The sequence below is a fragment of the Pseudomonas fuscovaginae SE-1 genome, from assembly GCF_000364705.1.
Taxonomy (GTDB): Bacteria; Pseudomonadota; Gammaproteobacteria; order Pseudomonadales; family Pseudomonadaceae; genus Aquipseudomonas; species Aquipseudomonas fuscovaginae_A.
In genome coordinates this window covers 43,622-70,602 of the sequence record NZ_AQOH01000345.1, presented here as the reverse complement: position 1 = coordinate 70,602, position 26,981 = coordinate 43,622, and the positions used below count along the sequence as shown (strand labels likewise).

General features: G+C 61.2%; 22 protein-coding genes and 3 tRNA genes. 18 read left to right on the top strand and 7 right to left on the bottom strand.

Annotated features, from left to right (window positions below):
* On the top strand, positions 1-199 hold a 199-nt coding region (locus K675_RS33810; protein WP_232434486.1), incomplete at its 5' end, for a hypothetical protein.
* 305 nt (positions 200-504) lie between these two features.
* Here K675_RS33810 and acnB read toward each other — a convergent pair.
* Positions 505-3,105 (bottom strand): bifunctional aconitate hydratase 2/2-methylisocitrate dehydratase, encoded by a 2,601-nt coding sequence (gene acnB, locus K675_RS0127410; protein WP_017906661.1) that lies wholly within the window; start codon positions 3,103-3,105, stop codon positions 505-507.
* Positions 3,106-3,703: 598 nt separating this feature from the next.
* On the opposite strand from acnB, the gene K675_RS0127405 reads away from it, so the two are divergent.
* Complete coding sequence (locus K675_RS0127405; RefSeq protein ID WP_017906660.1) at positions 3,704-4,174, top strand: DUF1289 domain-containing protein; 471 nt, start codon at positions 3,704-3,706, stop codon at positions 4,172-4,174.
* Between the two features lie 294 nt (positions 4,175-4,468).
* On the opposite strand, the gene K675_RS0127400 is transcribed toward K675_RS0127405, so the two are convergent.
* Positions 4,469-5,329: a universal stress protein gene (locus K675_RS0127400; RefSeq protein ID WP_017906659.1), complete on the bottom strand. Its 861-nt coding sequence runs from the start codon at positions 5,327-5,329 to the stop codon at positions 4,469-4,471.
* 217 nt (positions 5,330-5,546) lie between these two features.
* Here K675_RS0127400 and K675_RS0127395 point away from each other — a divergent pair, with 217 nt between their 5' ends.
* Positions 5,547-6,152, top strand: coding sequence for a tRNA-(ms[2]io[6]A)-hydroxylase (locus K675_RS0127395; RefSeq protein WP_017906658.1), 606 nt, complete (start codon positions 5,547-5,549; stop codon positions 6,150-6,152).
* Here K675_RS0127395 and K675_RS0127390 read toward each other — a convergent pair.
* Positions 6,149-6,553 (bottom strand): type II toxin-antitoxin system HicB family antitoxin, encoded by a 405-nt coding sequence (locus K675_RS0127390; RefSeq protein WP_026145577.1) that lies wholly within the window; start codon positions 6,551-6,553, stop codon positions 6,149-6,151. The genes K675_RS0127395 and K675_RS0127390 overlap by 4 nt on opposite strands.
* Positions 6,554-6,576: 23 nt before the next feature.
* Positions 6,577-6,759, bottom strand: coding sequence for a type II toxin-antitoxin system HicA family toxin (locus K675_RS32635; protein ID WP_017906656.1), 183 nt, complete (start codon positions 6,757-6,759; stop codon positions 6,577-6,579).
* A 307-nt stretch (positions 6,760-7,066) separates the two neighbouring features.
* Between K675_RS32635 and K675_RS0127385 the strand changes: the two genes are divergently transcribed.
* The 4 genes from K675_RS0127385 to K675_RS0127370 all read left to right on the top strand — a co-directional run bounded on the left by K675_RS0127385 (position 7,067) and on the right by K675_RS0127370 (position 11,819).
* On the top strand, positions 7,067-7,549 hold the full coding sequence (locus K675_RS0127385; RefSeq protein WP_017906655.1) for a MarR family winged helix-turn-helix transcriptional regulator: 483 nt from the start codon (positions 7,067-7,069) through the stop codon (positions 7,547-7,549).
* Entirely contained in the window at positions 7,539-9,008 is a 1,470-nt protein-coding gene (locus K675_RS0127380; RefSeq protein WP_026145576.1) for an efflux transporter outer membrane subunit, read from the top strand. Before K675_RS0127385 ends, K675_RS0127380 begins: the two co-directional genes overlap by 11 nt.
* Before the next feature lie 15 nt (positions 9,009-9,023).
* Complete coding sequence (locus K675_RS0127375; RefSeq protein WP_017906653.1) at positions 9,024-10,226, top strand: efflux RND transporter periplasmic adaptor subunit; 1,203 nt, start codon at positions 9,024-9,026, stop codon at positions 10,224-10,226.
* 63 nt (positions 10,227-10,289) lie between these two features.
* Positions 10,290-11,819, top strand: a complete 1,530-nt coding sequence (locus K675_RS0127370) for a DHA2 family efflux MFS transporter permease subunit (RefSeq protein ID WP_017906652.1) — start codon at positions 10,290-10,292, stop codon at positions 11,817-11,819.
* A gap of 109 nt (positions 11,820-11,928) precedes the next feature.
* Here the strand turns inward: K675_RS0127370 and lpxH are convergent, their stop codons facing one another.
* Both lpxH and K675_RS0127360 read right to left on the bottom strand, forming a co-directional pair.
* Positions 11,929-12,678 carry a UDP-2,3-diacylglucosamine diphosphatase gene (gene lpxH / locus K675_RS0127365; protein WP_017906651.1) on the bottom strand — a complete coding sequence of 250 codons (750 nt, stop codon included), beginning with the start codon at positions 12,676-12,678 and terminating at the stop codon, positions 11,929-11,931.
* Positions 12,675-13,178, bottom strand: a complete 504-nt coding sequence (locus K675_RS0127360; protein WP_017906650.1) for a peptidylprolyl isomerase — start codon at positions 13,176-13,178, stop codon at positions 12,675-12,677. Before K675_RS0127360 ends, lpxH begins: the two co-directional genes overlap by 4 nt.
* A gap of 242 nt (positions 13,179-13,420) precedes the next feature.
* Between K675_RS0127360 and K675_RS0127355 the strand changes: the two genes are divergently transcribed.
* Both K675_RS0127355 and cysS read left to right on the top strand, forming a co-directional pair.
* Positions 13,421-15,118: a glutamine--tRNA ligase/YqeY domain fusion protein gene (locus K675_RS0127355; RefSeq protein WP_017906649.1), complete on the top strand. Its 1,698-nt coding sequence runs from the start codon at positions 13,421-13,423 to the stop codon at positions 15,116-15,118.
* A gap of 18 nt (positions 15,119-15,136) precedes the next feature.
* Positions 15,137-16,519: a cysteine--tRNA ligase gene (gene cysS, locus K675_RS0127350; RefSeq protein WP_017906648.1), complete on the top strand. Its 1,383-nt coding sequence runs from the start codon at positions 15,137-15,139 to the stop codon at positions 16,517-16,519.
* 137 nt (positions 16,520-16,656) lie between these two features.
* Here the strand turns inward: cysS and folD are convergent, their stop codons facing one another.
* The gene (gene folD / locus K675_RS0127345) at positions 16,657-17,511 is read right to left on the bottom strand and encodes a bifunctional methylenetetrahydrofolate dehydrogenase/methenyltetrahydrofolate cyclohydrolase FolD (RefSeq protein WP_017906647.1); all 855 of its coding nucleotides are present in this window, start codon (positions 17,509-17,511) and stop codon (positions 16,657-16,659) included.
* A 289-nt stretch (positions 17,512-17,800) separates the two neighbouring features.
* Here folD and K675_RS0127340 point away from each other — a divergent pair.
* The 9 genes from K675_RS0127340 (at position 17,801) to K675_RS0127300 (ending at position 26,964) form a co-directional block, all read left to right on the top strand.
* Positions 17,801-17,877: transfer RNA gene (locus tag K675_RS0127340), tRNA-Arg, on the top strand.
* A 33-nt stretch (positions 17,878-17,910) separates the two neighbouring features.
* Positions 17,911-17,986, top strand: a tRNA-His gene (locus tag K675_RS0127335).
* 58 nt (positions 17,987-18,044) lie between these two features.
* Positions 18,045-18,129: transfer RNA gene (locus K675_RS0127330), tRNA-Leu, on the top strand.
* Between the two features lie 325 nt (positions 18,130-18,454).
* Complete coding sequence (tig, locus tag K675_RS0127325; RefSeq protein ID WP_026145575.1) at positions 18,455-19,765, top strand: trigger factor; 1,311 nt, start codon at positions 18,455-18,457, stop codon at positions 19,763-19,765.
* A gap of 87 nt (positions 19,766-19,852) precedes the next feature.
* Positions 19,853-20,488, top strand: a complete 636-nt coding sequence (gene clpP, locus K675_RS0127320) for an ATP-dependent Clp endopeptidase proteolytic subunit ClpP (protein ID WP_010445788.1) — start codon at positions 19,853-19,855, stop codon at positions 20,486-20,488.
* A 112-nt stretch (positions 20,489-20,600) separates the two neighbouring features.
* Positions 20,601-21,884 (top strand): ATP-dependent Clp protease ATP-binding subunit ClpX, encoded by a 1,284-nt coding sequence (gene clpX, locus K675_RS0127315; RefSeq protein ID WP_017906644.1) that lies wholly within the window; start codon positions 20,601-20,603, stop codon positions 21,882-21,884.
* Positions 21,885-22,050: 166 nt separating this feature from the next.
* Positions 22,051-24,447, top strand: coding sequence for an endopeptidase La (gene lon / locus K675_RS0127310; RefSeq protein WP_017906643.1), 2,397 nt, complete (start codon positions 22,051-22,053; stop codon positions 24,445-24,447).
* 149 nt (positions 24,448-24,596) lie between these two features.
* Positions 24,597-24,869, top strand: coding sequence for an HU family DNA-binding protein (locus K675_RS32630; RefSeq protein ID WP_017906642.1), 273 nt, complete (start codon positions 24,597-24,599; stop codon positions 24,867-24,869).
* A 235-nt stretch (positions 24,870-25,104) separates the two neighbouring features.
* Positions 25,105-26,964: a SurA N-terminal domain-containing protein gene (locus K675_RS0127300; protein WP_017906641.1), complete on the top strand. Its 1,860-nt coding sequence runs from the start codon at positions 25,105-25,107 to the stop codon at positions 26,962-26,964.
* The last annotated feature ends 17 nt before the right edge of the window (positions 26,965-26,981 follow it).

Genomic DNA, 26,981 nt, shown 5'->3' with positions numbered 1-26,981 from the left:
GCTTGCCCGCGCTCGGCTGCAGAGCAGCCGTAAAGCCATAACCCCCGGTGTTTCTGAAGGAGCGCGGCTGCAGGTTTTGGGGGGCGCTTCGCACCCCAGCGCGGGCAAGCCCGCTCGCCACACAGAAATCAGCTTCCACACAGAAATCAGTTTCCACACAGAAATCAGTTTCCACACAGAAATCAGTTTCCGCCAGTAGGAAGGCTATTTGGCTTGGGAGCTTGCCGGTTTTTGGGCTTCCGGGCTTTTGTGGTGAGCGGGCTTGCCCGCGCTCGGCTGCAGAGCAGCCGTAAAGCCATAACCCTCGGTGTTTCTGAAGGAGCGCGGCTGCAGGTTTTGGGGGCGCTTCGCACCCCGGCGCGGGCAAGCCCGCTCGCCACACAGTACCAGGTGAGCCACCATACCGGAGAAGCCGCAGTCCGGTAGAAGCTGCGCCACCAAGCTCCCGGACAGCAGAAATGAAAAAGCCCCGAGGGGTCGGGGCTTTTTCTATTGCACTGTCGCTTAGGCTTGCACGACCGGGATCTTCGCGTTGGCCGCGGCGTCGCGGAACTCGGCGATCTGGTCGAAGCTCAGGTAGCGATAGATATCGGCAGCCATGCTGTCGATGTTCTTCGCGTACTCCATGTACTCCTCGACGGTCGGCAGCTTGCCGAGAATCGAAGAGACCGCCGCCAGCTCGGCCGAAGCCAGGTAGACGTTGGTGGAGTCACCCAGGCGGTTCGGGAAGTTACGGGTCGAAGTGGAGACCACGGTCGAACCGGTCTGCACACGTGCCTGGTTACCCATGCACAGCGAGCAGCCTGGCATTTCCATGCGCGCACCGGCCTTGCCGTAGATGCCGTAGTAGCCTTCCTCGGTCAACTGGTGGGCGTCCATCTTGGTGGGCGGAGCCAGCCACAGACGGGTCGGGATGCCACCCTTGACCTTGTCCAGCAGCTTGCCGGCAGCGCGGAAGTGGCCGATGTTGGTCATGCACGAACCGATGAACACTTCGTCGATCTTGTCGCCGGCAACGCTGGACAGCAGGCGGGCGTCGTCCGGGTCGTTCGGCGCGCAGAGCACAGGCTCCTTGACGTCGGCCAGGTCGATCTCGATGACCGCGGCGTACTCGGCGTCCTTGTCGGCTTCCAGCAGCTCAGGCTTGGCCAGCCAGGCTTCCATCGCCTGGGCGCGACGCTCCATGGTGCGGGCATCGCCGTAGCCTTCGCCGATCATCCAGCGCAGCAGGGTGATGTTCGACTTCAGGTATTCGGCGATCGCCTCTTCCGGCAGCTTGATGGTGCAACCGGCGGCGGAACGTTCGGCCGAAGCGTCGGACAGTTCGAACGCCTGTTCGACGGTCAGGTCGTTCAGGCCTTCGATCTCCAGGATGCGGCCGGAGAAGATGTTCTTCTTGCCTTTCTTCTCTACGGTCAGCAGGCCCTGCTGGATCGCGTAGTAGGGAATGGCGTGAACCAGGTCGCGCAGGGTGATGCCAGGCTGCAGCTTGCCCTTGAAGCGAACCAGTACCGACTCGGGCATGTCCAGCGGCATGACGCCAGTGGCGGCTGCGAAGGCGACCAGGCCGGAACCGGCCGGGAAGGAGATACCGATCGGGAAGCGGGTGTGGGAGTCGCCACCGGTGCCGACGGTGTCAGGCAGCAGCATGCGGTTCAGCCAGCTGTGGATGATGCCGTCGCCTGGACGCAGGGACACGCCGCCACGAGTCATGATGAAGTCGGGCAGGGTGTGGTGGGTCTTGACGTCGATCGGCTTCGGATAGGCCGCGGTGTGGCAGAAGGACTGCATCACCAGGTCGGCGGAGAAGCCCAGGCAAGCCAGGTCCTTCAGTTCGTCACGGGTCATCGGACCGGTGGTGTCCTGGGAGCCGACGGTGGTCATCTTCGGTTCGCAGTAGGTGCCAGGACGGATGCCCTCGACGCCGCAGGCCTTGCCGACCATCTTCTGCGCCAGGGTGAAGCCCTTGGTGCTGGCAGCCGGAGCTTCTGGAGTCTTGAACAGGTCCGATGGCGCCAGGCCCAGCTCGGTGCGAGCCTTGCCGGTCAGGCCGCGGCCGACGATCAGCGGGATACGGCCGCCGGCGCGGACTTCGTCCAGCAGCACTTCGGTTTTCAGTTCGAAGGTGGTGACCAGTTCGTCGCTGCCGTGGCGGCGCACTTCGCCCTTGAACGGATAGACGTCGATGACGTCGCCCATGGCCAGGTTGGTGCAGTCGAATTCGATCGGCAGGGCGCCGGCGTCTTCCATGGTGTTGTAGAAGATCGGGGCGATCTTGGTGCCGAAGCAGAAGCCACCGGCGCGCTTGTTCGGCACGTACGGGATGTCGTCGCCGAAGAACCACAGCACCGAGTTGGTGGCGGATTTACGCGAGGAACCGGTACCGACCACGTCACCGACGTAGGCAACCGGGAAGCCTTTGGCCTTGACCGCTTCGATCTGTGCCAGTGGGCCGACCGAACCCGGCTGGGAAGGCTCGATGCCGTCACGGGCCATTTTCAGCATGGCCAGGGCGTGCAGCGGGATGTCAGGGCGCGACCAGGCGTCCGGGGCAGGGGACAGGTCGTCGGTGTTGGTTTCGCCAGGCACCTTGAACACGGTCAGGGTGTACTTCTCGGCGATGGCCGGACGGGCGGTGAACCACTCGCCGGCGGCCCAGGATTCCAGGACGGCCTTGGCGTGGGCGTTGCCGGCCTTGGCTTTTTCAGCCACGTCGTGGAAAGCGTCGAACATCAGCAGGGTGTACTTGAGTTGCTCGGCGGCAACCGGCGCCAGCTCGGCGTCGTCCAGCAGGGCAACCAGGGTCTCGATGTTGTAGCCGCCCTGCATGGTGCCGAGCAGTTCAACCGCGCGCTTCTTGTCGAGCAGCGGGGACTTGGCTTCGCCCTTGGCCAGTGCGGAGAGGAAACCGGCCTTGACGTAGGCGGCCTCGTCCACTCCGGGCGGAACACGGTTGGTGATCAAGTCAACGAGGAAAGCTTCTTCGCCAGCCGGAGGATTCTTCAGCAGCTCGACCAGGCCTGCGGTTTGTTCGGCGTTAAGCGGCTGGGGCACGATACCCAGGGCTGCGCGCTCTTCGATATGTTTGCGGTAGGCTTCAAGCACAGTTATTACCCTCATCAGTGGTCCCAAATGGGTGTCCGGGACGCTCATCCAGAAATGCACGGTACTCATGCGCTGCGGGGCTTTTTGAGCCGCTTAGCCAGAGTTTCCGCGATTTCCAACAGAAGCTGTTTTCAAAGTTTTACGCCTTCGGAACGGAGCAGATGAGGGTCGGCGCGAGAACTTCCGGGCGGAAATTCCCGAGCCAACGTCGTTCTTCAGGATGAAGGGTGGGTGACCACCCGGTGGATGAAGCGCCCTGGGACTGACTTCACCCTAGGCTCTGTACGAAATGTATCTGCGCTCGCCCAGGCTGCGTTGAAAACCGGCTCGGAATGCTCATTGACTCCAGTCAACTGCGCTTCCTCGCCAGTTCTCGCCTTGCCTGGCCTTCGCTCGAAAACATTTCGTGCAGACCCTAAACTGTGCTCGTGACGCTTTGAAAACAGCTTCCAACGGACATTGGCGCCTAAAAAGGCAGAACGATTCTACGGCATATTCTGCAGAAAGGTAAGGTAAGCCCTACAGGTTCGGGGGTGACCCTTGTTAGACAAAGGGCTAACATGCGGGCCTGTTTTGCTTCTGCGCGTTTTCCCTGCCCATGCCCAATCAGACTATCAAGACCCCTTGCGTCGGCCTCTGCTCCACGGTTTACGGTGATCTGGTGTGTCGCGGCTGCAAGCGCTTCCACCATGAAGTGATTCACTGGAACGGTTACAGCGAGGAGCACAAGCGCGCGGTGTGGCTGCGTCTGGAGCAGTTGCTGGTGCAGGTCATGGTGGCCAAGCTGGAAGTGTTCGATCCGGCGAAGCTGCGCCAGCAGTTGGAGGCGCGCAAGATCCGCTTCGTTCCGCATCAATCAGAGTATTGCTGGGCCTATCAGTTGCTCGCCCGCGGTGCGCGGGTGATCAACCAGTTGGAGGCTTATGGCATGGTGCTGCTGCCGGAGTTTCGCGACTGGGGGCTGCCAGAACTGCGCGATGCCATTGATCGGGAGTTTTTCCTGTTGTCCGAGGCGCACTACGAGCGCTACATCGCGCCGGGCTTCCTCAAGGATGCCCTGGAGGGCTAGACCTCGCTCTCCATTGTGGGCGCTGGCATGCTGACGATAACGATGTCATGAGTGGCGCAGATTGTGTTGAATGGCCTCGCTCGCCATTGTGGGAGCCGGCTTGCTGGCGATAGCGATGTCATGAGCGGCGCAGATTGTGTTGAATGGCCGCCGTTGGCGGATCGCCAGCAAGCCGGCTCCTACAGTTTGTTGTGTGTTCATATCGCTTGAGTTCGACCCGGGCCTGTAGGCGCAGGGCTTGCCCGCGAAGAGGCCGCTGAGTCCGCCACAAGGCTTGGGCCGAGCAAGAAGGTCTCACCCCCTCGCCAATTCCTCCAGATGATCGGTGATCTCCTGCGTCTTGAGCACCAGCACGTCGCTTTCCAGTGAATCCAGCACCACTTCGGCGGTGTTGCCGATCAAGGCCCCGGAAATCCCGGTCCGCGCCACCGTGCCGATCACCGTCACCACCGCGCCCAGCTTGTGCGCCATGTGCGGGATCAATACATCCGCCGGGCCCTCGGCGATATGCAGGTGCTCGTCATCGACGTCGAATTCCGCCTGGAAGGCCCGGCATTGCTCGCGATAACGTGCTTCGATGGTTTCCCGCAACTGGTACACGGGGTCGGCAGCCGAGAGCATCGGCGACGGGTGGGCACTGATCACGTGCAGATGGCCCTTGGCCAGGCTGGCGATGTCATAGCCATGGTCGATGATGCTTGCATGCAGGTGTCGATGGCCCTCGTCCGAGTTGCCGACATCCACCGCGGCGAGAATCACGCCACCGCTCCAGGGTGTTTCGGTCTTGACCATCAGCACCGCACAAGGGCAGAAACGCAGGAGTTTCCAGTCCGAGGGGGTCAGCAGAGCCTTCTTCAGCGGGCTGTCGGGGCGGTGCTGCTTGATCACCAGGCCACAGCCTTCGGCCTGCTGCACGCCGATGATGGTGTCGTGCAGGGTCTTGTCCCAGGACTGTTCGGCCGTGGCACTGTAGCCGTCGTCATGCAGTTGGCTCTTGAGCAGCGAGAGCAGGGCGCTGTGGTCATGCCGTGGGTCGCACATGAGCAGGTGCAGGTGGGCATCCGTGACCTTGGCGATCAGTTTTGCGCGGTTGAGCGCCAGGCTGTGGGCGTGGTCGGGGTCGAGTATCACCAGAATGCTGCGGATGGCTTGCATGGTCAGCGTGCTCCCAGAGGTTCGAAGACGGCATGATCTAACTATAGTTGCCCTGCGTTCGGCCCGAACTTGATGCATATCAAGGCCGATGGCTGGTGGTCCGCCCCGGGACCCGTATAATCGGCGGCCTTGAGTTGCCGGATCCCCTTGTGAGCCCCATGTTGCCGATTCTTTCGTTGTTCGACCCCATTCGCCGCGCACTGCCGGGAGCGTTCCTGTGAACCTGCCGGAAATCCATGAGTTTCTCGGCTGCCGCACACCGGCTGCCTGGGTGCAGGCGGCGCTGGCCGACCAGCAAACCCTGCTGATCGACCACAAGAACTGCGAGTTCAAGGCGGCAAGCACGGCACTGAGCCTGATCGCCAAGTACCATTCCCATGTCGACCTGATCAACATGATGTCGCGGCTGGCACGGGAGGAACTGGTGCATCACGAGCAGGTGATGCGCCTGATGAAACGCCGCCGGATCGATTTGCGGCAGCTTTCCGCCGGGCGCTACGCCTCGGGCCTGCGCAAGGTGGTGCGTAACCATGAGCCGGTGAAGCTGGTGGACACGCTGGTGGTCGGAGCCTTTATCGAAGCCCGCAGCTGCGAGCGTTTCGAGGCCCTGGTGCCGCACCTGGACGAAGAACTGGGCAAGTTCTATTTCGGCCTGCTCAAGAGCGAGGCGCGGCACTTCCAGGGTTACCTGAAACTGGCCTACCAGTATGGCGACGCCGCGGACATCGCCAAGGTCATCGAAAAGGTCCGGGCTGTCGAGCAGGACCTGATCGAGTCGCCGGACGTCGAGTTCCGCTTCCACAGCGGCGTCCCGGCCGCTTAGGCGCGTACCAGTTTTTCCAGCGCAGCGTCGGCCAGGAACGACGAGCGGCTCTTGATCCGGTGGTCGCGTACATAGCGGTCGATACGCTGGATCACGAAGCCGGGAAGGGTGACATTGACCTTCTCGGTCTTGCCCAGGTAGGGCGAGATATCGATTTCCAGCATGCCCCAGCCCATGTCGGCGAATTCGGGGTTTTGCCTGTGGGTAAAGGATGATGACGGCATCGGTACCGGCTCACCGCTCGAGGCGATTTCCTCGAGCATGATGTGGGCGACCTCGATGGCTGCGTTGTAGGCTTCCTCGAAGGTATCTCCGGCGGTCACTGCGCCGGGAATGTCTGGAACCTGTATGCCGATCGCGGTGTTTTCATCACCCCATTCGATGGCGATGGGATATTGCATGATGTCCTCCTGGGTGAGCAGGTTCATAGCAAGCCCGCCCGTTTCCTTATGCTTCTGACGGTCCCGAGCGGCAGATCCTTTTTGGGATGTGGCACGGGAATCGAGTGAGGGCTGTTCTCATGTACGAAAACGTGATGGCTGCCTCTTATTCGTTGCAGCATCCAGCCCGCAGCTTCCAGTTCAGCAATCAAATCCCTGCTTTTCACCCTTGACTCCTTGATCAGGTCTGTCAAGGAAGCCTGGCTGTGCGTCTATGAGACAGCGATTTTAAAGGTGTGTCTAGAGTTATCTTTGTAAGACTGCTGCCACTCGTCTTCCGACCGCAAAAAGTCCGGTTGTTGACCGTCGTTCAGCACGCTTTCGTCTAAGCAGGTTGCCGCCTATTTCCATGAGCGGGTAACCCACTCCTTCCGTCGGTTTATTGTAAAGCTTGCTAACAATTTTCTTTGACATTAACTGCCTAGGCAGTAATATCCCTACAACTCTCTGCCTAGGCAGCTTTCTGGTGACCCTATGAAGCATTTCCTTCCGGAAGATTTTCACAACTGCCATCTCGGCCTGCTCCTGGGGCGTGCGGCGTTGCTCAAGGACCGGATCATCGACACGCACATGGTGCCGTACGGCATCACGGCGGCGCAGTTCAAGGTGCTGATCATCATGGCCCAGTTCGGCGTCGACACGCCGGCCGAGCTGTGCCGCCACCTGTCGCTCGACAGCGGTTCGATGACCCGAATGCTCGATCGCCTGGAGCAGAAGGAACTGCTGGTGCGCCAGCGTTCGGAGGGCGACCGGCGCCAGGTGCGCCTGGTATTGACCGAACAGGGCCAGGCCCTGGCGGATCGCCTGCCGCAGATCGGTGCCGACGCCATGAACGAGTTGGCGGGGGCGATCAGCCGGGATGAGCTGCAAACCCTGGAAAACATTCTCAAGAAGATTTTGCTGGCGGCCGGGGACTCGATCACCCAGCTGCGGCTGGGTGAAAAAGATGAACGGTAAAACCTTGCGCAGCGGTTTCAGTCTGGTGTTCCTGGCGATGGCCCTGGCGGGCTGTGCCAGCTATCAAGGGCTGACGACATCTGGAGTGAGCCTGGAGGCGAAGGATCTCAAGGCCGAACAATCGCTCAAGGGCGTCCAGCTGTCACCGGCGGCCTGGCCGTCAAGTGACTGGTGGAAAAGCCTCGGCGATCCGCAGCTCGACGGTTTGATCCAGGAAGCCCTGCGTGACAGCCCGGACATGCAGGTCGCCAGTGCGCGGACCCACCAGGCCAGCGCCGCGGCCTATGCCGCCGATGCCGCGCGCATGCCGACCCTCGATGCCAGCGCCGGCGTGACCCGTTCCCGCCTGCCCCGTGACCAGGATCCGAAAGGGCAGGGCGGAGCCTACGACACCGTGCGCAAGCTGGGCCTGGACTTCAACTACAGCTTCGACCTCTGGGGCGGCCAGCGTGACGCCTGGGAAGCTGCCCTTGGCCAGGCGCGGGCCGCCGAGGTCGACCAGCAGGCCGCACGCCTGACCCTGGCCGGCGACGTGGCACGGGCCTACAGCAACCTGGGCGAGGCGCATATCCTCCATGACCTGGCCAATGAGGACCTCAAGCGCACCCGGCAGATGCTCGAACTCGGCCAGAGCCGCCTGAGTGCCGGGATCGACAGCCACTACCAGTACCAGCAGACCGAAAGCCTGGCCGCCAGCTCCGAGGAGCAGGTGATCGATGCGCGCAAGAAGTTGCAGAGTGCCAAGGTCGCCCTGGCGGTGCTGTTGGGCAAGGGGCCGGACCGCGGCAATGAACTGGCCAGGCCGAAAATCCTCCGGCCCGCGGTGGTCGCGCTGCCGTCGAGCCTGCCGGCCGAGTTGCTGGGCCGGCGTCCCGACCTGGTGGCCGCGCGCTGGCGGGTCGAGGCCGCGAGCAAGGACATCGCCGCCAGCAAGACGCGCTTCTATCCGAACCTCAACCTGAGTGCCGCGGCCGGCACCGAGTCTCTGCTGGGTGACGCGCTGTTCGGTTCGGCCAGCCGGTTCTTCAATGTCGGGCCGACCATTTCGCTGCCGATCTTCGACGGCGGCCGCCTGCGCGCCGGGCTCGATGCCAGGGACGCCGACTACGACCTGGCGGTGGCGCAGTACAACAAGAGCCTGGTCAAGGCGCTGGGCGATGTCAGCGACACGATCCAGCAATTGCGCGAAATCGCCCGACAGATCGAGGTTCAGCAGCATGCGGCGGACATCGCCCAGCAGTCCTATGACACCGTGGTCCAGCGCTATGGCGCGGGCATCGGCAACTACCTGGACGTGCTGACCATCGAGCAGACCCTGCTGCAGGCCCAGCGCCAACTGGCGGAACTGAACGCCCAGCAGATCGACCTTTCCATTCAACTGATGCAGGCCCTGGGCGGTGGCTTCCACGCCGAGAACATTGCCCTGGGCGCTTCGAGCCCGGCCGCACAGATCCACTAATTCAAGGTACTTGTCATGGCTAATCCTGCCCAAACAGACTCCATTGAAAACAATGCCGGTGCCACCAATGCCGGCAAGCGCAAGGTCATGCTCCTGATCCTCGCCCTGATCGTCGTGCTCGGCGGCGTGGCGGTATGGGGCTGGCACGAACTCTACGGTCGCTGGAGCGAAAGCACCGATGACGCCTACGTCAATGGCAACGTGGTGGAAATCACCCCGCAGGTGACCGGGACGGTGGTCAGCATCGGCGCCGATGACGGTGACCTGGTCCATGAGGGGCAGGTGCTGGTGAACTTCGATCCGAGTGACGCCGAAGTCGGCCTGCAGAGTGCCGAGGCCAACCTGGCCAAGACCGTGCGCCAGGTGCGTGGCCTGTACAGCAATGTCGACGGCATGAAGGCCCAGGTCGTGGCGCAGAAGGCGGCGGTGCAGAAAGCCCGGGAAAACTTCACCCGTCGGAAGAATCTCGCCGCCAGTGGCGCGATTTCCCAGGAAGAACTGTCTCACGCCCGCGATGACCTGACGTCGGCCCAGAGCGCCCTGAGCAACGCCGAGCAACAGCTCAACAGCAGCAATGCGCTGGTCGATGACACGGTGGTGTCCAACCACCCCGATGTAAAAGCGGCCGCCGCGCAGTTGCGCCAGGCCTACCTGGCCCATGCCCGGAGCACGCTGATCGCGCCGGTGACCGGCTATGTCGCCAAGCGCACCGTGCAGCTCGGCCAGCGTGTGCAACCGGGTACCGCGTTGATGGCGGTGATTCCGCTGGATCAGTTATGGATCGATGCCAACTTCAAGGAAACCCAGCTGCGGCAGATGCGTATCGGCCAGGCGGTGGATATCGAGGCCGACCTGTACGGTAGCGATGTGAAATACAGCGGCACCATCGACAGCCTTGGCGCCGGTACCGGTAGCGCCTTCGCCCTGTTGCCGGCGCAGAACGCCACCGGTAACTGGATCAAGATCGTCCAGCGGGTGCCGGTGCGCGTGCACATCAATGCCGAGGACCTGGTCAAGCATCCGTTGCGGGTCGGGTTGTCGACCCAGGTCGAGGTCGACCTGCATGACCAGAGCGGCCCGGTGCTGGCGCAGCAGCCGCCGCAGAAAGCCTCGTTCAGCACCAACGTCTATCAGCAGCAACTGGCCGACGCCGATGCGGTGATCAATCGCCTGATCCATGAAAACAGCGCAACGGCGACCAAGACCGCGCAGCGCTGAGTCGCCAATCCCCCGCTGCGACCCGCGCGGTCGCGGCACCTGCCTCGTTCCAAAGGATTCGCGATGAGTTCGAACGCGTCATTTACTCCGCCCAGCCTGTTGCTCAGCACCATCGGCCTGTCGCTGGCGACCTTCATGCAGGTGCTCGATACCACCATCGCCAACGTGGCGCTGCCCACCATCTCCGGCAATCTGGGGGTGAGTTCGGAGCAGGGCACCTGGGTCATCACCTCCTTTGCCGTCAGCAACGCCATCGCCTTGCCGCTGACCGGCTGGCTGAGCCGGCGTTTCGGTGAGGTGAAGCTGTTCATCTGGGCCACGCTGCTGTTCGTGCTGGCCTCGTTTCTCTGCGGTATTTCCACCTCGATGCCGGAACTGGTGGGCTTCCGGGTGCTCCAGGGTCTGGTGGCCGGGCCGCTCTATCCGATGACCCAGACGCTGTTGATTGCGGTCTATCCGCCGGCGCGAAGGGGCATGGCCCTGGCGCTGCTGGCGATGGTCACGGTGGTCGCGCCGATTGCCGGGCCGATCCTCGGTGGCTGGATCACCGACAGCTACAGTTGGCCGTGGATTTTCTTCATCAACGTGCCGATCGGCATCTTCGCCGCCGTCGTGGTGCGCCAGCAACTCAAGGCGCGGCCGGTGGTGATCAGTCGCCAGCCGATGGATTATGTCGGGCTGTTGACGCTGATCATCGGCGTCGGGGCGCTGCAGGTGATCCTCGACAAGGGCAATGACCTGGACTGGTTCGAGTCGAACTTCATCATCATCGGTGCGGTGATCTCGGCGATCGCCCTGTCGGTGTTCGTCATCTGGGAAATGACCGACGAGCATCCGGTGGTCAACCTGCGCCTGTTCGCCTATCGCAACTTCCGTATCGGCACCATCGTATTGATCCTTGGTTATGCCGGGTTCTTCGGCATCAACCTGATCCTGCCGCAGTGGTTGCAGACCCAGATGGGCTACACCGCGACCTGGGCGGGGCTGGCGGTGGCGCCGATCGGCATCCTGCCGGTGCTGATGTCGCCTTTCGTCGGCAAGTACGCCAATCGGATCGATCTGCGTCTGCTGGCCGGGCTGGCATTCCTGGCGATCGGCCTGAGCTGCTTCATGCGCGCCGGTTTCACCAATGAGGTGGATTTCGAGCACGTGGCGCTGGTGCAATTGTTCATGGGGATCGGCGTGGCGCTGTTCTTCATGCCGACCTTGAGCATCCTGATGTCAGACCTGCCGCCGCAGCAGATCGCCGACGGTGCGGGCCTGGCGACCTTCCTGCGGACGCTCGGTGGCAGTTTCGCCGCGTCCCTGACCACCTGGATCTGGATTCGCCGGGCGGACCAGCATCACGCTTACCTGAGTGAAAGCATCACGGCGTTCGACCCGGCGACCCGCGAGGCGCTGAACAATCTCGGTGGGGCGGGCAGCCAGGCCTACAGCCAGCTGGATCAGATCCTCAGCAGCCAGGCCTACATGCTGTCGACCGTGGACTACTTTACGCTGCTCGGGTGGGGGTTCATGGGGCTGATGTTGCTGGTGTGGCTGGCCAAGCCGCCATTTGCAGCGAAGGCGGGGCCGGCGTCGGCCGGGCACTGATCCGAGTCAGGCCCATTCGCGGGCAAGCCCGGCTCCTACAGATTCACGTCTTACACTCATGCATCAAACGACGCTGAACCGTAGGAGCCGGGCTTGCCCGCGAAGCTTTTCAATGAAGCAGCGGCAACGCCGGCGGCGGCGGAAACGCGAACTCGCCCAGGTGGAATCCCTGCTCATCCACCTGAAGTGCCCAACCCTGGCGATCCCAGTCGCCCAGCACGATGCGCTTCGCCGCCTGGGTGCCCAGTTGCAGCTTGTGAATCGCCGGTCGGTGGGTATGGCCATGGATCAGGGTATGCACGCCATACTGCAGCATGATCCGCGGGATTTCTTCCGGGGTCACGTCAACGATATCGTTGGCTTTCATGCGGGTCTGCGCCCGGCTTTCGCTGCGCAGCTTGCGCGCCAGCCTGTGCCGGGTGCGCAGCGGCAGATGCCGCAGGATGAACAGGGTGACGGGGTTGCGCAGGTAGCGGCGCAGGCGCATGTAGGCCTCGTCGCGGGTGCACAGGCTGTCGCCGTGCATCAGCAGCACCGGCTCGCCATTCATCCGCACCACGCTCGGGTCTTTGAGCAGCGTGGCGCCGGCCGCCTTGCAGAAGGCCTTGCCGAGGAGGAAGTCGCGATTGCCGTGCATCAGGAAAATCGGGGTGCCGCCATCGCTGACCTCACGCAGTGCCGCGCAGATCGAGCGTTGGAACGGGGTCATGGCATCGTCGCCGATCCAGGCTTCGAAAAAGTCGCCCAGGATGTACAACGCTTGTGCCGAACGGGCGCGTCCGGCAAGGAAATCCAGAAACGCCCGGGTGATGTCCGGGCGCTCCTCTTCCAGATGCAAATCTGAAATCAGCAGTATCACTCAACGATCTCGGCTTTCTCGATGATCACGTCTTCTGCCGGTACGTCCTGGTGGCCTGCCTTCATGGTGGTGGCAACGCCCTTGATGCTGTCGACCACTTCAGTACCGGCGATCACTTTGCCGAATACCGCGTAGCCCCAGCCCTGCACGGTCTTGGCGCTGTGGTTGAGGAAGCTGTTGTCGGTGACGTTGATGAAGAACTGCGCGGACGCCGAATGCGGCTCCATGGTACGGGCCATGGCGATGGTGTACTTGTCGTTCGACAGGCCGTTGTCCGCTTCGTTCTGGATGCTTGGGCGCTTGTCTTTCTTCTCTTTCATGCCAGGCTCGAAACCGCCGCCCTGGATCATGAAGTTGCCGATGACGCGGTGGAACACGGTGTTGCTGTAATGGCCGGCCTTGACGTATTCAACGAAGTTGGCAACGGTCAGCGGGGCTTTCTCGGCGTTCAGCTCGAGAACGATCTCGCCGTGGTTGGTGGTCAGTTTGACTTGAGTCATGGTAGCTATCGCTCTGTTCAGGAAATTCGTGGGACGTGGCCGGCCCCTTCAAGGGGCTGCGCCACAACCTGGGCGGGGAGTTTAACGTGCTTGCCGGGCATTTCGAGGGTTTTTATACCACTGGTATTAAAAGCAGCGGTTTTCCGGCTGGCCCTGTCAGGGGCTTGACAGGTTCGGCTATGATAGGAGTTTTGATTGACCCGGCCTATCCGGGCCCCGCACTTGTTACGTCCAAGGATCTTATGAGCAAGCCCACTGTCGACCCTACTTCGAACGCCAAGACCGGCCCGGCTGTCCCGGTCAACTTCCTGCGCCCGATCATTCAGGCCGACCTGGATTCGGGCAAGCATACCCAGGTCGTCACGCGTTTTCCGCCTGAGCCCAACGGCTACCTGCACATCGGTCACGCCAAGTCGATCTGCGTGAACTTCGGCCTGGCCCAGGAGTTCGGTGGCGTCACGCACCTGCGTTTCGACGACACCAACCCGGCCAAGGAAGATCAGGAGTACATCGACGCCATCGAGCGTGACGTCAAGTGGCTGGGTTTCGAGTGGGCCGGCGAAGTGCGCTACGCCTCGCAGTATTTCGATCAACTGCACGACTGGGCGGTCGAGCTGATCAAGGCCGGCAAGGCCTATGTCGACGACCTGACCCCCGAGCAGGCCAAGGAGTACCGTGGCAGCCTGACCGAGCCGGGCAGGAACAGCCCGTTCCGCGATCGCTCCGTCGAGGAGAACCTCGACCTGTTCGCGCGCATGAAGGCCGGTGAGTTCAAGGACGGCGAGCGCGTATTGCGGGCCAAGATCGACATGGCCTCGCCGAACATGAACCTGCGTGACCCGATCCTCTACCGCATCCGCCATGCCCATCACCACCAGACCGGTGACAAGTGGTGCATCTACCCGAACTACGACTTCACCCACGGTCAGTCGGATGCCATCGAGGGCATCACCCATTCGATCTGCACCCTGGAATTCGAAGGCCACCGTCCGCTGTACGAATGGTTCCTGGACAACCTGTCGGTGCCGTGCAAGCCGCGCCAGTACGAGTTCTCGCGGCTGAACCTGAACTACACCATCACCAGCAAGCGCAAGCTCAAGCAACTGGTGGACGAGAAGCACGTCAACGGCTGGGACGACCCGCGCATGTCGACCCTGTCAGGCTTCCGTCGTCGCGGCTACACGCCCAAGTCCATCCGCAACTTCTGCGAGATGGTCGGCACCAACCGTTCCGATGGCGTGGTGGATTTCGGCATGCTGGAATTCAGCATCCGTGACGATCTCGACCAGAGCGCGCCACGCGCCATGTGCGTGCTGCGTCCGCTGAAGGTGGTGATCACCAACTACCCGGAAGGCCAGGTCGAGAACCTCGAGCTGCCCTGCCATCCGAAGGAAGACATGGGCGTGCGCCAGTTGCCGTTCGCCCGCGAGATCTACATCGATCGCGACGACTTCATGGAAGCGCCGCCCAAGGGCTACAAGCGCCTGGAGCCGGCTGGTGAGGTGCGCCTGCGCGGCAGCTACGTGATCCGTGCCGACGAGGCGATCAAGGACGCCGACGGCAATATCGTCGAGCTGCGCTGTTCCTACGATCCGGACACCCTGGGCAAGAACCCCGAGGGTCGCAAGGTCAAGGGCGTGATTCACTGGGTGCCGGCGGCCGCCAGCGTCGAGTGCGAAGTGCGCCTGTACGACCGCCTGTTCCGCTCGCCGAACCCGGAGAAGGCCGAAGACGGCGCGAGCTTCCTGGACAACATCAACCCTGACTCCCTGCAGGTCCTCACTGGTTGTCGTGCCGAACCCTCGTTGGGCAACGCACAGCCGGAAGACCGTTTCCAGTTCGAGCGCGAAGGCTACTTCTGCGCGGATATCAAGGACTCGAAACCAGGCGCCCCGGTATTCAACCGTACCGTGACCCTGCGCGACTCCTGGGGTCAGTGATTCAGTCAAGGAATTAACGTGCTTACGATCTACAACACGCTCACCAAGAGCAAAGAAGTCTTCAAACCGCTCGATGGCAACAAGGTGCGCATGTACGTCTGCGGGATGACCGTGTACGACTTCTGCCATCTCGGCCACGGTCGCAGCATGGTCGCCTTTGATCTGGTGACCCGCTGGCTGCGCTTCAGCGGTTATGACCTGACCTATGTGCGCAACATCACCGACATCGACGACAAGATCATCAATCGGGCCAACGAGAACGGCGAGTCGTTCGAGGCGCTGACCGAGCGCATGATCGCGGCGATGCACGAGGACGAGGCGCGGCTGAACATCCGCAAACCGGACATGGAGCCGCGGGCCACCGATCATATCGCCGGCATGCACGCGATGATCCAGACCCTGATCGACAAGGGCTACGCTTACGCACCGGGCAACGGTGACGTGTACTACCGCGTCGGCAAGTTCATGGGCTACGGCAAGCTGTCGCGCAAGAAGATCGAAGACCTGCGCATCGGGGCGCGGATCGAGGTCGGCGAGTCCAAGCAGGATCCGCTGGACTTCGTCCTGTGGAAAGCCGCCAAGCCGGGCGAGCCGAGCTGGGAGTCGCCGTGGGGAGCGGGGCGTCCGGGCTGGCATATCGAATGCTCGGTGATGTCGACCTGCTGCCTGGGCGAAACCTTCGATATCCATGGTGGCGGCAGCGACCTGGAGTTCCCGCACCACGAGAACGAAATCGCCCAGAGTGAGGCGGCCACCGGCAAGACCTACGCCAATGCCTGGATGCATTGCGGCATGATCCGCATCAATGGCGAGAAGATGTCCAAGTCCCTGAACAACTTCTTCACCATTCGCGATGTGCTCGACAAGTACCATCCGGAAGTCGTGCGTTACCTGTTGGTGGCGAGCCACTACCGCAGCGCGATCAACTATTCGGAAGACAACCTCAAGGACGCCAAGGGTGCCCTGGAGCGTTTCTACCATGCGTTGAAGGGCCTGCCGAGCGTGGCACCCGCCGGTGGCGAGGCGTTCGTCGAGCGTTTCACCCAGGCGATGAACGACGACTTCGGTACACCGGAAGCCTGTGCGGTGTTGTTCGAGATGGTGCGCGAGATCAACCGCCTGCGCGAGATCGATGTCGACGCGGCGGCCGGGCTGGCGGCGCGTCTCAAGCAACTGGCCGATGTGCTCGGTGTGTTGCAGCTGGAGGCGGACGAGTTCCTGCAGGCCGGTGCCGAAGGACGTGTCGATGCGGCGCAGGTCGAGGCGTTGATCCAGGCGCGCCTGGCGGCGCGGGCCAACAAGGACTGGGCCGAGTCCGACCGTATCCGCGACCAGATCACCGCCATGGGCGTGGTGCTGGAAGACGGCAAGGGCGGTACGACCTGGCGGTTGGCTGACTGAGCCTTGCGCTGAGTGAGCAGAAACCCGCCTTGTGCGGGTTTTTGTTTTTAGGGCTCTGGGTTGCGGTTCATCCGCGAACAGGCGGCACAAACAACAAAGGCACCCGAAGGTGCCTTTGTCTTGACTGTTGTCAGCTGTCAGGCGTGCAGCGACTCGGCCGCATACAGGGTGTTTTCCAGCAGGCAGGCACGGGTCATCGGGCCGACACCACCTGGAACCGGCGTGATCCAGCCGGCGCGGGGCAGGGCGGTCTCGTAGACCACGTCGCCCACCAGCTTGCCGTCTTCCTGGCGGTTGATGCCCACGTCGATGACGATGGCGCCTTCCTTGACCCACTCGCCCTTGACCAGGCCCGGCTTGCCGGCGGCCACCACCAGCAGGTCGGCGCGACCGACGTGGCCGGCCAGGTCCTTGGTGAAGCGGTGGGTCACGGTCACGGTGCAGCCGGCCAGCAGCAGTTCCATGGCCATCGGGCGACCGACGATGTTGGATGCGCCGACAATCACCGCATTCATGCCGTACAGGTCCGCACCGGTGCTTTCCAGCAGGGTCATGATGCCTTTCGGGGTGCAGGGGCGCAGCAGCGGGATGCGCTGGGCCAGGCGGCCAACGTTATAAGGGTGGAAACCGTCCACATCCTTGTCCGGGCGAATACGTTCCAGCAGTCTGGATGCATCCAGGTGCTCGGGCAGTGGCAACTGAAGCAGGATGCCGTCGATGCCAGGATCGTCATTCAGACGGTCGATCAGCTCGGTCAGCGCCTGTTGCGTGGTTTCGCTGGGCAGGTCATAGGCTTGCGAAATGAAGCCGACCTCTTCGCAGTCCTTGCGCTTGTGCGAGACATATACCTGGGAGGCAGGATCGCTGCCGACCAGAATCACTGCGAGGCCTGGCGTACGCAGACCCTGCTGGCGACGCTCGGCGACACGTTGAGCGATCTGCTGGCGCAGACGAGCGGCGATCGCCTTGCCGTCGATTAGTTGTGCAGTCATGACGCGTGATTAACCATCGAAAGGGGTGGAAAAAGAGCGCACATTCTCGCACGCCAGGGCGCGAGGGCAAAGGCGCTTGGTCTGGTTATTCCCCTAACTCCTTTATATTTCTAAATTTTTTTCAAAAAAGAGTTGACGACCTTCCGACTCGTCTATAACATTCGTCGCACTTGTCGGGCACAGCCTAGCACTGGTTGAGAAGGTCGAGCTGAATAGGCGGATGTTACAGTCTGGCTCAGCAAGATTGAAGCTCTTAGTTTGTAGTCATAGTAGAGTACAAATTAATAAGGCGCCCGTAGCTCAGCTGGATAGAGCATCCGCCTTCTAAGCGGATGGTCGCAGGTTCGAGTCCTGCCGGGTGCGCCATTCAGGCAGCTTTGGCACAAGTAACGCAATATGGTGGGCGTAGCTCAGTTGGTAGAGCACAGGATTGTGACTCCTGTTGTCGTGGGTTCGATCCCCATCGTCCACCCCATATTCGAATAAAGACGCCAGATTAATCATCTGGCGTCTTTGCTTTAACGGTTTGATCCGCGGACGTGGTGGAATTGGTAGACACACTGGATTTAGGTTCCAGCGCCGCGAGGCGTAAGAGTTCGAGTCTCTTCGTCCGCACCAGATTGGCTTCACATACAAAAGACGGCGCAGCACCTGAATAAGGGCTGCGCCGTTTTTGTTTCAGCGCTCGGCAGGTCCGCGAGGCTGCCGGCCCGGGCGTCGGCCGGTTGCTTCTTCCCGTGGGAGGAAGGGCGGCGACGGCTCTGGCACGAGTGATTGCGTGTTGTCGGAAAAGGATGCCAACAGCCTGTTCCGATGAATAATTACCGGCTGTTTCCTGCTCGTTTTCAGCAGGGTGACTTCTTGAGTATGACCCACTAGAATGCATGCCCTTGCTTCTGAGGTCGGAAACGGCCGGCTAACGTCTGTGCAACGAGGAATATCCATGCAAGTTTCTGTTGAAAATACATCGGCTCTTGAGCGCCGCATGAGCATCACCGTGCCAGCTGAGCGCATCGAGACCCAGGTCAACAAGCGTCTGCAGCAGACTGCCCAAAAGGCCAAGATTGCAGGCTTCCGCCCTGGCAAGGTGCCAATGAGCGTGATCCGTCAGCGTTACGAGGCGGATGCCCGTCAGGAAGCGGTAGGTGACGTGATCCAGGCTTCCTTCTATGAAGCAGTGGTCGAGCAGAAGCTGAATCCTGCTGGCCAGCCTTCGGTCGAGCCGAAAGTGCTGGAGAAAGGCAAGGACCTGGAATACATCGCCACCTTCGAAGTGTTCCCCGAGTTCACCGTTGCCGGTTTCGATTCCATCGCCGTCGAGCGCCTGAGCGCCGAAGTGGCTGATGCCGACCTGGACAACATGCTGGAAATCCTGCGCAAGCAGAACACCCGTTTCGAAGTGGCCGAGCGTGCTGCCCAGAACGAAGACCAGCTGAACATCGATTTCGTCGGCAAGGTCGACGGCGAAGCGTTCGCTGGCGGTTCCGCCAAGGGCACCCAGCTGGTCCTGGGTTCCAACCGCATGATCCCTGGCTTCGAAGACGGCCTGGTCGGCGCCAAGGCGGGTGAAGAGCGCGTTCTGAACCTGACCTTCCCCGAGGACTACCAGAACCTCGACCTGGCCGGCAAGGTCGCCGAGTTCACCGTCACCGTGAACAGTGTCTCCGCGCCAACCCTGCCTGAGCTGAACGAAGCCTTCTTCGCCCAGTTCGGTATCAAGGAAAGCGGCCTGGATGGCTTCCGTACCGAAGTTCGCAAGAACATGGAGCGCGAACTGCGTCAGGCGATCAAGTCCAAGGTCAAGAACCAGGTAATGGACGGCCTGCTGGCCGCCAACCCGATCGAAGTGCCAAAGGCCCTGCTGGTGAACGAAGTCAACCGTCTGCGCGTGCAGGCTGTCCAGCAGTTCGGCGGCAACATCAAGCCTGACCAACTGCCGGCCGAGCTGTTCGAAGAACAGGCCAAGCGCCGCGTCGTTCTGGGCCTGATCGTGGCTGAAGTGGTCAAGCAGTTCGACCTCAAGCCTGATGAAGATCGCGTTCGCGAACTGATCCAGGAAATGGCGTCGGCCTATCAGGAGCCCGAGCAAGTTGTGTCCTGGTACTACAAGAACGAGCAGCAACTGAACGAAGTTCGTTCGGTTGTGCTCGAAGAACAAGTTGTGGATACTGTTCTGCAGAAGGCGAAAGTGACCGATAAATCGGTCTCCTACGAAGAAGCAGTCAAGCCGGCGGAAGCTCCAAAAGCCGACTGATTTTCTGACTCGTTGGAAAATACACACCATAAGCCAGCCTCGTGCTGGCTTATGCGTATTCAAGACATGACTATTTGGGTGCAGAGCATGTTCCGTAATTCTTATATTCAGCAGAACTCTGATATCCAGGCCGCTGGCGGCCTGGTCCCGATGGTTGTCGAGCAGTCTGCTCGTGGCGAGCGTGCCTATGATATCTACTCGCGTCTGCTCAAGGAGCGAGTGATCTTTCTGGTGGGTCCTGTAGAAGACTACATGGCCAACCTCATTTGTGCGCAACTGCTGTTCCTTGAAGCGGAAAACCCGGACAAGGACATCCATCTGTACATCAACTCCCCAGGTGGTTCGGTAACCGCGGGCATGTCGATCTACGACACCATGCAGTTCATCAAGCCGAACGTATCGACCACCTGCATCGGCCAGGCCTGCAGCATGGGTGCATTCCTGCTGACCGCTGGCGCCGAAGGCAAGCGCTTCTGCCTGCCGAACTCGCGCGTGATGATTCACCAGCCACTGGGCGGTTTCCAGGGGCAGGCATCGGACATCGAAATCCATGCCAAGGAAATCCTGTTCATCCGCGAACGCCTCAATACGCTGATGGCCAAGCACAGCGGGCGTACGCTCGAGGAAATCGAGCGCGACACCAACCGTGACAACTTCATGAGCGCAACCGCCGCACGTGAATACGGCCTGATCGACGAAGTGATCGAAAAGCGCCCCGCGTGAAATAAGCGGCACAAAATAGGGGTGGTCGGCCGGTCCGATCACCTGCGGGCTTGAAAAAGCCTGCAATAGCCTTCATCTTGTGTTGCAAGCCTATCGGATTTGGATCGAACGAATGACTGACACCCGCAACGGCGAGGACAACGGCAAGCTGCTTTATTGCTCCTTCTGTGGCAAAAGCCAGCATGAAGTGCGCAAATTGATTGCCGGCCCCTCGGTCTTTATCTGCGACGAGTGCGTCGACCTGTGCAATGACATCATCCGTGAGGAGGTGCAGGAAGCACAGGCCGAGAGCAGCGCGCATAAATTGCCTTCGCCTAAAGAAATCAGCGGCATCCTTGATCAGTACGTCATTGGTCAGGAGCGTGCCAAGAAGGTTCTGGCCGTAGCGGTATACAACCACTACAAGCGCCTGAACCAGCGCGACAAGAAAAGCGACGACGTCGAACTCGGCAAGAGCAACATCCTGCTGATCGGCCCGACCGGGTCGGGCAAGACTCTGCTGGCCGAAACCCTGGCACGCCTGCTGAATGTGCCCTTCACCATCGCTGACGCAACCACCCTCACCGAGGCGGGTTATGTGGGCGAGGACGTGGAAAACATCATTCAGAAGCTGCTGCAGAAGTGCGATTACGATGTGGAAAAGGCCCAGATGGGCATTGTCTACATCGACGAGATCGACAAGATTTCCCGCAAGTCCGACAATCCGTCGATTACCCGCGACGTTTCCGGCGAAGGCGTGCAGCAGGCGTTGCTGAAGCTGATCGAGGGGACCGTGGCTTCCGTGCCGCCACAGGGCGGTCGCAAGCACCCGCAGCAGGAGTTCCTGCAGGTCGACACCCGTAACATCCTGTTCATTTGCGGTGGCGCGTTCTCCGGCCTGGAAAAGGTCATCCAGAACCGTTCGACCAAGGGCGGTATCGGCTTCAGCGCCGAAGTCCGCAGCAAGGAAGAGGGCAAGAAGGTCGGCGAGTCCCTGCGTGAAGTCGAGCCTGACGATTTGGTCAAGTTCGGTCTGATTCCCGAATTCGTTGGCCGTCTGCCAGTACTGGCGACCCTGGACGAGTTGGATGAGGCTGCGCTGATGCAAATCCTCACCGAGCCGAAGAACGCCCTGACCAAGCAGTATGCCAAGCTGTTCGAAATGGAAGGCGTCGACCTCGAATTCCGTGCCGATGCGCTGAAATCCGTGGCCCGACGTGCCCTGGAGCGCAAGACCGGCGCCCGTGGCCTGCGTTCCATCCTCGAAGGTATCCTGCTCGACACCATGTACGAGATCCCGTCGCAGTCCGACGTGAGTAAAGTGGTGATCGACGAAAGCGTCATAGAAGGCAAGTCCCAGCCGCTGTATATCTATGAAAACAGCGAGCCGACCGCCAAGGCCGCACCTGACGCGTAAGTGCTGATGTGCGTGACCCGAAAAAGGGGGCCTTAGGGCCCCCTTTTGCTTTTGCGTCGGCTTTTGCGAAGAGGGGCGCTTGTTTTTTTTTCGGGCAGCCCCCATCTTGGTTCCAAGCTTACTTTCCACCTGTTTCCGGCCTCCGGGCCGCCGTAGAGGCGAAATCATGAAGACGACCATCGAATTGCCTCTCCTGCCATTGCGTGATGTCGTGGTGTATCCGCACATGGTTATCCCGCTGTTCGTGGGGCGCGAGAAGTCTATCGAAGCCCTCGAGGCCGCGATGACGGGCGACAAGCAGATCCTGCTGCTGGCCCAGCGTAATCCTGCCGATGATGACCCGGGCGAAGATGCGCTGTATCGGGTCGGCACCGTGGCGACCGTGCTGCAACTGCTCAAGCTGCCTGATGGCACCGTCAAGGTGCTGGTCGAGGGCGAGCAGCGCGGTACCGTCGAACAATTCAGCGAAGTCGACGGCCATTGCCGTGCGCAAGTGGCGCTGATCGAGGAGACCGAGGCGCCGGATCGTGAATCCGAAGTGTTCGTGCGCAGCCTGCTGTCGCAGTTCGAACAGTATGTGCAACTGGGCAAGAAGGTCCCGGCCGAAGTCCTGTCCTCGCTCAACAGCATCGATGAGCCGAGCCGCCTGGTCGACACCATGGCCGCGCACATGGCGCTGAAGATCGAGCAGAAGCAGGAAATCCTCGAAATCATCGAGCTGCCGGCCCGTGTCGAGCACGTGCTGGCGCTGCTGGATGCGGAAATCGATCTGCTGCAGGTCGAAAAACGCATCCGTGGCCGCGTCAAGAAACAGATGGAGCGCAGCCAGCGCGAGTACTATCTGAATGAGCAGATGAAGGCCATTCAGAAGGAGCTGGGCGATGGCGATGAGGGCCACAACGAAATCGAGGAGCTGAAGAAGCGTATCGATGACGCCGGCCTGCCCAAGGACGCTCTGGCCAAGGCCCAGGCCGAGCTGAACAAGCTCAAGCAGATGTCGCCGATGTCCGCCGAGGCCACCGTGGTGCGTTCCTACCTCGACTGGCTGGTACAGGTGCCGTGGAAGGCCCAGAGCAAGGTGCGCCTGGACCTCAAGCGTGCCGAGGACATCCTCGATGCCGACCACTACGGCCTGGAGGAGGTCAAGGAGCGGATTCTCGAGTATCTCGCCGTGCAGAAGCGGGTGAAGAAGATTCGCGGGCCGGTGCTGTGCCTGGTCGGTCCTCCGGGGGTCGGCAAAACGTCCCTGGCGGAGTCGATCGCCAACGCGACCAACCGCAAGTTCGTCCGCATGGCCCTCGGTGGCGTACGCGACGAAGCGGAAATCCGCGGTCACCGTCGGACCTACATCGGTTCGATGCCCGGAAGATTGATACAAAAAATGACCAAGGTGGGTGTGCGCAACCCGCTGTTCCTGCTCGATGAAATCGACAAGATGGGCAGCGACATGCGTGGCGACCCGGCCTCGGCGCTGCTGGAGGTCCTGGATCCCGAGCAGAACCACAATTTCAACGACCATTACCTGGAAGTCGACTACGACCTGTCCGACGTGATGTTCCTGTGCACCTCCAACTCGATGAACATCCCGCCGGCGCTGCTGGACCGGATGGAAGTGATCCGCCTGCCGGGTTACACCGAGGACGAGAAGATCAACATCGCGACCAAGTACCTGTCGCCCAAGCAGATCCAGGCCAACGGCCTGAAGAAAGGCGAGCTGGAGTTCGAAGAGGACGCGATTCGCGACATTATCCGCTACTACACCCGCGAAGCCGGTGTACGCGGTCTGGAGCGGCAGATTGCCAAGGTCTGCCGCAAGGCGGTCAAGGAGCATGCCGTGGAAAAACGCTTCTCGGTGAAGGTCACGTCCGACCTGCTGGAGCACTTCCTGGGCGTGCGCAAGTTCCGCTACGGCCTGGCCGAGCAGCAGGATCAGGTGGGGCAGGTGACCGGCCTGGCCTGGACCCAGGTCGGTGGCGAGCTGCTGACCATCGAGGCGGCAGTGGTGCCGGGCAAGGGGCAACTGATCAAGACCGGTTCCCTGGGCGACGTGATGGTCGAGTCGATCACCGCGGCCCAGACCGTGGTGCGCAGTCGGGCCAAGAGCCTGGGTATCCCGCTGGACTTCCATGAGAAGCGCGACACCCACATCCACATGCCGGAAGGCGCCACGCCGAAAGATGGTCCTAGCGCCGGTGTAGGAATGTGTACCGCACTGGTGTCGGCTCTGACCGGTATTCCTGTGCGCGCGGATGTCGCCATGACCGGCGAGATCACCCTGCGTGGTCAGGTACTGGCGATCGGTGGTCTGAAGGAAAAATTGTTGGCCGCCCATCGTGGGGGGATCAAGACGGTGATCATTCCGGAAGAGAATGTGCGTGATCTGAAGGAAATTCCTGACAATATTAAGCAGGATCTTCAGATTAAACCGGTTAAATGGATTGACGAAGTCCTGCAAATTGCGCTGCAATACGCCCCGGAGCCCTTGCCAGATGTGGTTCCGGAGATCGTCGCGAAGGACGAGAAACGCGATTCGGATTCCAAGGAAAGAATCAGTACCCATTAGTAGAGATCTTGCCTGGGGCGCTTCCTTGACAGCTTTTTAGAGCCCTTGTTATAAAGCGGCTCTTATAAGTGGCTGTAGGCCATTCAGCACCTGTTTTAGCTTTCACCAAAAACTTAGAAACATACTCAATAGATATAAGGGGACTTAGAGTGAACAAGTCGGAACTGATTGATGCTATCGCCGCATCTGCTGATCTCCCGAAAGCCGCTGCTGGCCGTGCGCTGGACGCAGTAATCGAATCCGTCACTGGCGCTCTGAAGGCCGGCGACTCCGTTGTACTGGTTGGCTTCGGTACTTTCTCCGTTACCGATCGCCCTGCTCGCACCGGTCGTAACCCACAGACCGGTAAGACGCTGGAAATCCCGGCTGCCAAGAAGCCAGGTTTCAAGGCTGGTAAGGCACTGAAAGAAGCGGTCAACTGAGTTTCTTCAACGCCTTTGCCTGTACCAGGTCGGGCTCGCTGCTGACCTGGCAGCGGAGCGGTAGAGCGGTTGGCCAGGCCCATCAGGGCTGCTGACCTGTCACACCGGGGTTCGATCCTCGTCCGCTCCGCCAGTTACGAGAAGGCGCATCCTCGGATGCGCCTTTCTTCTATCCGGACTCTACCCACGCTCCACGGTTGTCCATTCTTGAAGTTCAACCGTTTCTGGGGGACGCATGCTGCAAAATATCAGGGACAATTCACAAGGCTGGATTGCCAAGACCATTATCGGGGTCATCGTTCTACTGATGGCGCTGACCGGTTTCGATGCCATTTTCCGGGCCACCTCCACCAGTCAGGATGCGGCCAAGGTCAATGGTGAGGAAATCACCCAGAACGAGCTGAGCCAGGCGGTCGACATGCAACGTCGCCAACTGATGCAGCAACTGGGCAAGGATTTCGACCCATCGCTGCTGGACGAAAAAATGCTCCGCGAATCGGCTCTCAAGGGGCTGATCGATCGCAAGCTGCTGCTGCAGGGCGCCGAGAAGTCGAAATTCGCCTTCTCCGACGCGGCACTGGACCAGGTCATCCTGCTGACGCCTGAATTCCAGGTGGATGGCAAATTCAATTCCGATCGTTTCGACCAGGTGATTCGCCAACTGGGCTACAGCCGGATGCAGTTCCGCCAGATGCTGGCTCAGGAAATGCTCATTGGGCAGGTCCGTGCCGGTCTGGCGGGCAGCGGTTTCGTGACTGACAACCAGGTGCTGGCCTTTGCCCGCTTGGAGAAGCAGACCCGCGATTTCTCCTCCCTGACCATCAAGAGCGACTCGGCTGCCGTCAAGCTGACCGATGACGAGGTCAAGGCCTACTACGACAAGCATGCCAAGGAGTTCATGACGCCGGATCAGGTGGTCGTGGACTACCTGGAGTTGAAGAAGTCTTCCTTCTTCGACCAGGTCAGCGTCAAGGACGAGGACTTGCAGGCCCTGTACCGCAAGGAAACCTCGAACCTGGCTGAACAGCGCCGGGCGGCGCACATCCTCATCGAAGTGAACGACAAGGTCACCGATGCCCAGGCCAAGGCGAAGATCGAAGAGATCCAGCAGCGCCTGGCCAAGGGTGAGGACTTCGCGGCCCTGGCCAAGCAGTTCTCCCAGGACCCGGGTTCGGCCAACAATGGCGGTGACCTCGGTTTCGCCGGCCCTGACGTCTACGATCCGGCCTTCGAGAAGGCGCTGTATGCCTTGAACAAGGGGCAGGTATCGGGCCCGGTGCGCAGCGAGTTCGGCTACCACCTGATCAAGCTGCTGGGCGTCGAGGCACCTGAAGTGCCGACCTTCGCCAGCCTCAAGGACAAGCTGACCCGCGAGCTGAAGGCCCAGCAGGTCGAGCAGCGTTTCGTCGAGGCGACCAAGCAGCTCGAGGACTCGTCGTTCGAGGCTTCCGACCTGGCCCAGCCGGCCCAGGACCTGAACCTGAAGGTGCAGACCACCGCGCCGTTCGGTCGTGAAGGCGGCGAAGGCATTGCGGCCAACCGTGCCGTGGTGACCGCCGCGTTCAGCCCGGAAGTTCTGGATGAAGGCGCCAACAGCAGCGCCATCGACCTGGACCCGGACACGGTCGTCGTCCTGCGCGCGAAGGAGCACCGCAAGCCGGAGCAACTGCCGTTGGAAAGTGTCGATGCGGCCATCCGCAAGCAACTGACCAAGGAGCACGCCACCGCGGCGGCGAAGGTCAAGGCCGACGAACTGATCGCCAGCCTGCGTGAAGGCAAGGCTCTGCCGGCCGGCCAGTCCTGGAAGGTCCAGGAAGCGGTCACTCGTGGCCAGGAAGGTGTCGACCCTGCGGTGCTGCAGGCCCTGTTCCGCATGCCAAAGCCTGCGGCCAAGGACAAGCCGACCTTCGACACCGTGACCCTCGCTGATGGCAACCTGGTCGTCGTGCGCCTGAGCGGCGTCAACGAAGGTGCTGCGCCGACCGATCAGGAGAAGGCGTCCTACCGTCGCTTCCTCGCTTCGCGTATCGGCCAGCAGGACTTCGCCGCGTATCGCAAGCAACTGGAAGGCGAGGCTGAGATCAAGCGCTTCTGAAGCCGCTGATCGCGCTC